This window comes from Staphylococcus sp. EG-SA-2, assembly GCF_017152085.1.
The window spans coordinates 1-4,955 of the sequence record NZ_JACYHC010000449.1; the positions used below are offsets into that span (position 1 = coordinate 1).

4 protein-coding genes are annotated in these 4,955 nt (G+C 34.4%); all 4 read right to left on the bottom strand.

All coding sequences use genetic code 11. The annotated features are described in order from the left end of the window. A partial coding sequence (gene asp2, locus IDG60_RS05865) for an accessory Sec system protein Asp2 (RefSeq protein ID WP_206160555.1) occupies nt 1-645 on the bottom strand: 645 nt, incomplete at its 3' end. Beyond that, complete coding sequence (gene asp1 / locus IDG60_RS05870; RefSeq protein WP_000873196.1) at nt 635-2,188, bottom strand: accessory Sec system protein Asp1; 1,554 nt, start codon at nt 2,186-2,188, stop codon at nt 635-637. The genes asp1 and asp2, both read right to left, overlap by 11 nt. Nucleotides 2,189-2,198: 10 nt before the next feature. Continuing rightward, nucleotides 2,199-3,410, bottom strand: a complete 1,212-nt coding sequence (secY2, locus tag IDG60_RS05875; RefSeq protein WP_000916121.1) for an accessory Sec system protein translocase subunit SecY2 — start codon at nt 3,408-3,410, stop codon at nt 2,199-2,201. Nucleotides 3,411-3,539: 129 nt separating this feature from the next. Next, nucleotides 3,540-4,955, bottom strand: a 1,416-nt coding sequence (locus IDG60_RS05880; protein ID WP_206160556.1) for an LPXTG cell wall anchor domain-containing protein, incomplete at its 5' end; no start/stop codon positions are given.

The window sequence follows — 4,955 nt, forward strand, 5'->3', positions numbered from 1 at the left end:
GATTTGTTCAATTAATGCACCATCAGCGCCAGTCTGAATCAATCTAAATGTATATTGCAACTCGACCGCACCATCAATATCAAATTCTGGCCATATTTGAATGACTTTATCTTTATCGTAAACGAGATTATTTTGCCAAGATGCGATAGGTTTAAATTCTTTTCCAAATTCTCCACTCAACGTGAGCTCTGAATTACCTTGGTATACGACATCTCCTTTAAAATTCGGATGCACAAGTGCTAACTTAGGGGAAACTTTATCTCCATACTGTCCTGAGAAGCTAACTGCCTCTAATTTATTATTACGTTCTTCAATATTCCGGTAATGTAATGGTTGAACAACGTATTTTTGGACATTTTCGTCTTGTTCATATTCAACTGACCAAAATGATTCATCAACATACGTATTGTATGGTTCGCTTATCATTTGTAATAAATTCGTTAATGTCTCCGAGTATGGTGCTTGAATATAGATAAAATCAAAGCGCCCTTCTGCTTCAACAATCGCTTCAATAGCCTCTACATAACCACTATCAAATTCAAACAATCCAATATCGAAGTAATCCCAACTCACACCTTTTTTGTGTTGAAAAATAGGTTCTAAATCGTCTCCTCCAATTTGCAAAACTCTAAATTTACGTGGCATCATTTTCACCTTCTATTAACTCATCGAGCTGATTAATAATATTCTTAGAAGCATATGCATCTATTAATTTTAAAGAATAGGCGTACGCATAATTCCAATTTTTCAAATAAAATAAATAATAATTTAACGCATCATCTAATTCATCAACTGTATTTATAATACGGCCATTGTCATAATCAGAGACGTAATCTGTTTGTTGACCATTAATTTGTGGAATCCCAGCGCTAATTGCACTAATTTGTAAATACAAATCAGGTTCTTTTGACATATCTATCACAAGTCGCAACGTCCGCAATGCTTCTACAACATCATGTTCAGCATGTATCGTCTTAACAGCAATGATGTCATCTTGATCTTCAGGTGTCATTAATGCTGAAACATTAACATCCGCATTCTGTTTAGCTTGGTATTCCTCATTTACCGACGTAATACATTCACGAAGCCACATCGGTATGTCATTTTGATGGCGCGATAATAAAATTAAACGGTAATAATCTTCCTGTGCGATATAATCCACAAGTCGTTGCATCATTTGTTGCAAATCAGCGTCACTCATACCATCTATCCATACACCTATAAATGTTTCCATCAATTGACTACTTATATTAGGTGATTGTCTCGTTTCAAATGGTGTGATTCGAATCATTGTATTCTCCCGCTGATACTTCTCTTGATGACTAATTAAATCACGTTCTAGTTGCACACTATCAACAATTAAATGGGCATTCTTTACGATAGATTGATATTCCTCATCTGACACAGTTTCATTTCTATTTTTAAAAAATGAATAACTTAACAATTTCGCTGGAATATGATTGGCTATTTGTCGATTGTGCCTAGCATCTGAAGCCACAATCACATGATCATCTTCATGTATTTGTTGTGCAATCATTGCTTGAAATTTTTCTTCAATTAGTTGAGCCATATTGTTATATTCTGTTTGTTGATAGTGATGTTGATATCTTTTTGAAACAGTGACTCTGCCATTTTTCAAATCTTCATGAAGTACACAATCTCCATTAATCGTTAAATATTCTTGGTAAGAAGCCTCTCCCTGATCATCAAAATAACGTATCGCTGATAAATAACCTCTGTCATCAAAAATATAACGCCGTTGTAACTGATCTCTTTCAAATTCTTCAAACCAAATTGAATACCCTTCTTGACTAAAATAAATATTTGTATAGGTCTGTTCACTCGTCACACATTTTAATAAATACGGCGTGTACACAAACTCAACATCATCCGGCCATTTTAAGTGATGATAATTAATCGCTTGTGGCGCATGGTGACTGAATCCTTGAATTTCATCAAACACAGACGAATACTTTGTTTCATATAAGTCATATCGATGTAAAAATGTTCTTAAATTTGGTGCATGATTGAGAACAATCAGTTGATAATCTAAGTCATTTTCAAGGTGCATTCCCATTAAACTAATCATATCGTCAAATTCCGTCTTATTTTGTAGTTGATAATACGGCACAGTCGTGTCTTGCCACCATCGTTGGTCATCGTACCAAGCTGGAATAAAGTATTTCATAATTACCTCCTTACCAATACTGGTTTAAAAATGGCTTATATTTATCAAAATATAAATATGTACGAATTGTTTCTGCAATATTAATACTGATGTAAACTAATACAATCAGTTGTACTGAGAAATAAATTTCAGTAGATAAATGCGGTACAAACAATGTGAAATAAAGCGGTATACCAATAATGACTGTAACTAATGCCGATCCAAACCAACATACGCGTCTTGCTTGATAATTTAAATAACGTTCTGTATCCTTACCAGGTTTAACTCCTGAAAAATAATTGCCACTCTTTAAGAAATCTTTGGATTTTTGTTTAGTATTGATTAAAAATCTCGATAAAAAATAACCCAATAACATTTGAATCACTAAATATACTGAAATACCTACTGGACTATCAAATGTCAGCATTGGCATGTCATCTGATATGCTTTTATTAAACATAGATAAAATAAAATGAATGCCACTTTTCAAGAAAACAAATGCTGAAATACTCATCATTAAAGTAATACTGCCTGCAGGGTTAACTTTCCAAGATAAATAAGATTTCATATTTGTTGCGGAAACGTTCATTAAATCGATATATGGTATTCTCACTTCTACTAATTCAATGAATAATAAGATAAACAATGTGATTATCACAAGGATGATTAACAACGCAATCACAATATGACTTGCATCTATATATTCCATTTTTTGATGCATCATTGATTTAATAATGCTAACCATTACAATCGGCATTGGTCCTGCGATGCCGTAACGACTATTTTTGTCAGCTAACCAAACTAATAACATCGTTCCAGTAACCAAAATCAATATTGTTAAGTAAATATTGTCTTGATGAACACGTTCTTTCGAAACATATTCATGAATCACAAAATAACTTTGAATCACACTTAAAATTAATGTTAAGATACGCTCTTTATAATGCTTCTCAAGACTTGTTTGTTTCATGTATTTATCCATATTCCGATAAGAAATCAGCATCAAGATAATCATTGATGTTAACCACGGACCTAATCCTAAAGTGAAAATGTTTAAAGTATTAACGTCTCCACCCATATTAGAAATAGCTATTTTAAAAAATGACTCATGTTTTACTTGCATATCGTTATAGGAAACGATGGAAATGTTTGTGCCTAATATATAAATAAACAAGATAAAACATGTGTATAGCATACGTTTATATATAATTTTATATTCGTATTGTTGTAAAAGTTTTAACATGTTGCACCTCTTTTATATCAAAAACATTAAAAAGACTAAGGGTTCATCACTAATTATTAAAATCCTATATCGATTTTTCTAGTGATTGGTGCCTCAGTCTTTTTAATTTTAGCCAGCTATAAATTCAATTTATGCTTGAGAATCATCTTGATCATTTTCATCTTTCTTTTTCTTTCTCTTCATTAAACCTAAACCAACTAATAATGTCATAACGCCACCTAGTAATCCATTTTGTTTTATTGAGTCACCTGTATCTGGCAATCTTTTTTCACTTTGTGCAGGCGTGCCATTATGTTTAGTCACTTCAGATGTTGCACTTAATGTAGACTGAGATTCACTCGTGCTCGTTGTTGCTTCACTTGATAAGCGAGATGTGCTCGTGCTGTGAGTATGATGCATACTCATTGAGTCTGACGGATGCATTGAGTTAGATTCAGATGTACTTGTTGAGCCGGACATACTTGTTGATGTTGAGTCAGAAATGCTTTGTGAACCAGACATAGATGTACTCAGCGATTCGGATGTGCTTGTCGAATCGGATGTGCTCAATGACGTTGATGTGCTTGTTGACACTGATTCTGAGTCGCTAATTGATGTTGAGTCGGATTTGTCTTGTGACATTGAAACACTTGTTGAATCGGATTCACTCATTGATGTTGAGTCAGATACGCTCGTTGAACCTGAACCAGACGTACTTAATGATTCAGATATGCTTGTTGAAGTTGAACCACTTGTTGAGTCCGATGTACTTGTCGATGTCGAGTCTGAATCTGATGTACTCAATGATTCTGAGTCACTGATAGAAGTTGAATCACTTGTAGATTCTGATTCTACTGTACTTTGTGAACCACTGATACTTATTGAAGTAGAATCACTGATACTGTCTGATGTTGATAATGATGTCGACACCGATGTGCTTTGTGATGACGATGTACTAGCACTCATTGACATTGATGTTGATATCGATGTACTTAAGGAACCAGATGCACTTGTACTTGTTGACTGGCTTTGTGACATTGAATCACTTAATGATGTAGATGTGCTTGTTGAGCTCGAGTCACTTACACTTGTTGAACCTGATATTGAGTCACTTAAACTTGTCGATGTTGAAACTGATACGCTTCCGCTCATTGAGTCAGATGTTGAAAGTGATGTACTCGTTGAATTTGATCCACTGATGTTAGACGAATCACTTGTAGACATTGAGTCGCTTTCTGATGCACTGATGCTCATAGAGTCAAATTGACTATTACTTGTTGAGCTTGACTGCGAATCGCTCACACTTGTTGACGTTGATTCTGATCCACTCATACTTTGCGAGCTACTCAATGATTTTGAATCACTTAATGAATCCGAAGTGCTAAGACTTGTGGAACCACTTAAAGATATTGATCCACTTAATGAGTCGGAGTCACTTGTACTAGTAGAATCACTCATTGATATTGAATCACTTAGCGAGGTAGACTCGCTTACGCTTTCTGAACCACTTAATGATGTTGAGGTACTCAATGAACCAGATGTACTTGTTGAAGTCGAACCACTTGT

Coding starts and splice junctions, on each gene's coding strand:
- secY2 (WP_000916121.1), bottom strand. CDS start 3,410: ATGTTAAAACTTTTACAACAATACGAATATAAAATTATATATAAACGT.
- asp1 (WP_000873196.1), bottom strand. CDS start 2,188: ATGAAATACTTTATTCCAGCTTGGTACGATGACCAACGATGGTGGCAA.